2 protein-coding genes and 1 pseudogene are annotated in these 2198 nt (G+C 68.1%); all 3 read left to right on the top strand.

The genetic code is table 11. From position 1 onward, the window contains the following. Window positions 1–82: 82 nt before the first annotated feature. Window positions 83–211: pseudogene (locus DVDV_RS23705) on the top strand (aldo/keto reductase); the annotation flags it as partial. Between the two features lie 85 nt (window positions 212–296). Continuing rightward, window positions 297–1103, top strand: a complete 807-nt coding sequence (locus tag DVDV_RS21605) for an aldo/keto reductase (protein ID WP_254845494.1) — start codon at window positions 297–299, stop codon at window positions 1101–1103. 36 nt (window positions 1104–1139) lie between these two features. Then, complete coding sequence (locus DVDV_RS21600; protein ID WP_075356626.1) at window positions 1140–2144, top strand: zinc-binding alcohol dehydrogenase family protein; 1005 nt, start codon at window positions 1140–1142, stop codon at window positions 2142–2144. The last annotated feature ends 54 nt before the right edge of the window (window positions 2145–2198 follow it).

The raw sequence follows: 2198 nt of genomic DNA, 5'->3' as shown, positions 1-2198 counted from the left end.
GCCCTCTGACGCCCCCCAGACTCTCCCCCGCCGTACCCTGGGAAAGACCGGCCTTGAGGTGTCCATCCTAAATCTCGGCGGCATGTTCGACACCATAAACAGCCAGCTCCTGCTCAAGCAGGCCCTGGCCTGGGGTGTCAACTTCTGGGACACGGCCGAGGCCTACGGCAACGGCCAGTCCGAGGAGGGCTTTGGCCGCTTCTTTGCCCGCAACCCCGAGGCCAGGGGGCAGGTGGTGCTGACCACCAAGCTGACCACCAAGGCCGGGCGCTTTGACGAGCGGCTCGACGAAGCCCTTGCCCGCCTTAAAAACCAGCTATGTCGATCTGTTCTACGTCCACGCCATCTCCAATATCGACGAGATGGGCGGCCATTGGCGGGAGTGGGCGGCCAAGCAGAAACAGGCCGGCAAGATCAAATTCTTCGGTTTCAGCAGCCACAACAACATGGAAGCCTGTCTGGAAGGCGCGGCCAAACTCGATTTCATCGACGCCGTGATGGTGGCCTACAATTTCCGGCTCATGACCGAGCCGGCCATGCAAAAGGCGCTTGAGGCCTGCACCAAGGCCGGCATCGGCGTGGTGGCCATGAAGACGCAAGGCGGCGGGCCGGTCAAATCCGACAGCCAGGCCGAACTGGACATGGCCGGACGGTTTCTGGAGAAGGGCTTTACCGACAAGCAGGCCAAGCTCAAGGCCATCTGGGAAAACCCGGCTATCGCCTCGGTGTGCTCGCAAATGCCAAACCTCACCATCCTCTCGGCCAACGTGGCCGCCGCCCGCGACGCCACGGCCCTGGCCCGGCAGGACATCGAGGCCCTGGCCCGCTTTGCCGCCGACACCCGCGGCGACTACTGCGCCGGCTGCGCTGCGGTGTGCAGCGCGGCCCTGGGCGGCAGCCTCCCGGTGGCCGACGTCATGCGGGCCATGATGTACGCCCGCGACTACGGCGAGCCGGCCCTGGCCCGGGAACTCTACGCCAGCCTGCCCGAGCGCCTGCGCCGGGCCGACGGCAGCCTGGATGTTGCCGCTGCCGAGGCCGCCTGTCCCCGAGGGCTGGCCATCGCCGCCATCATGGCCGAGGCCGCAACGCTCTTGGCCTGACCCCGCCAACCACCCAAACCGGGAAGGAGCCCCGCCATGAAAGCCATCCTCGCCGTGGGAGGACACGATCCCGCCTCCCAGGCCGCCTTTATCGAGGTCGACCGACCGCGTCCGACGCCCGGCCCCCATGACGTCCTGGTGCATGTGGCCGCCGCCGGGGTCAATCCCGTGGATACCAAGATTTTCGCCCGGCTGACACCGGGCGAGGAACGTATCCTGGGCTATGACGCCTGCGGCACGGTGGCCGGGCTGGGGGAGCGGGTCCGGCGCTTTGACCTCGGCCAGACCGTTTACTGCGCCGGCACCCTGGCCGGGCCGGGCAGCAACGCCGAATACCTGCTCGTGGACGAGCGGCGCGCCGCCCTGGCCCCGGCCAATCTGGAACCGGCCCAGGCTGCGGCCTTGCCCCTGACCGCGCTGACGGCCTGGGAGGGCCTGTTTGACCGCCTGGGCTTTACCCCGGCCGCCGGGGCCAATGCCGGCAAGCGCCTGCTGGTCATCGGCGGGGCCGGCGGAGTCGGGTCCATGGTGATCCAGCTTGGGGTCTGGGCCGGGCTGACGGTTGCGGCCACGGCCGGGCGGCCCGAGTCCGCGGCCTGGTGCCGGGATCTTGGGGCCACGGTGGTCATCGGCCGGGGGGATGTGGCCGAGGAGCTGCCCCGGGCCGGGATGGCCGAGGTGGAGGCCGTCTACTGCACCACCCACATGGAAGAACACTGGGCGGCCATGGCCCGGGTGCTGGCCCCGCAAGGCGCGATCTGCCTGATCGACGATCCGTCGGGACCGCTCGACATTACCATCCTCAAGCAGAAATCCGCCCGCATCTGCTGGGAATTCATGTTCACCCGGTCGCTTTTCAGCACCGCGGACATGGCCCGGCAGGGGCTCATTCTCGACAATGTGGCCCGGCTGGTCGAGGCCGGAACCCTGCGCACCACGGTGAGCGAAGTCCTGGCCGGGCTCTCGGCCGACACGGTGCGCGCCGCCCACCTGCGCCAGAAAAGCGGCACCATGGTCGGCAAGCAGGTGATCGCCATCTAGGGGCATTTTCCAAGGGAGACGCCCGCGCCACCCCACACTCGTTTATCCCTTTTT

Source organism: Desulfovibrio sp. DV (assembly GCF_001936595.1).
Classification (GTDB): domain Bacteria; phylum Desulfobacterota; class Desulfovibrionia; order Desulfovibrionales; family Desulfovibrionaceae; genus Solidesulfovibrio.
Note: the sequence above shows the minus strand (reverse complement) of the source record. Positions and strands in the feature narration are given on the sequence as shown.

Coding starts and splice junctions, on each gene's coding strand:
- DVDV_RS21600 (WP_075356626.1), top strand. CDS start 1,140: ATGAAAGCCATCCTCGCCGTGGGAGGACACGATCCCGCCTCCCAGGCC.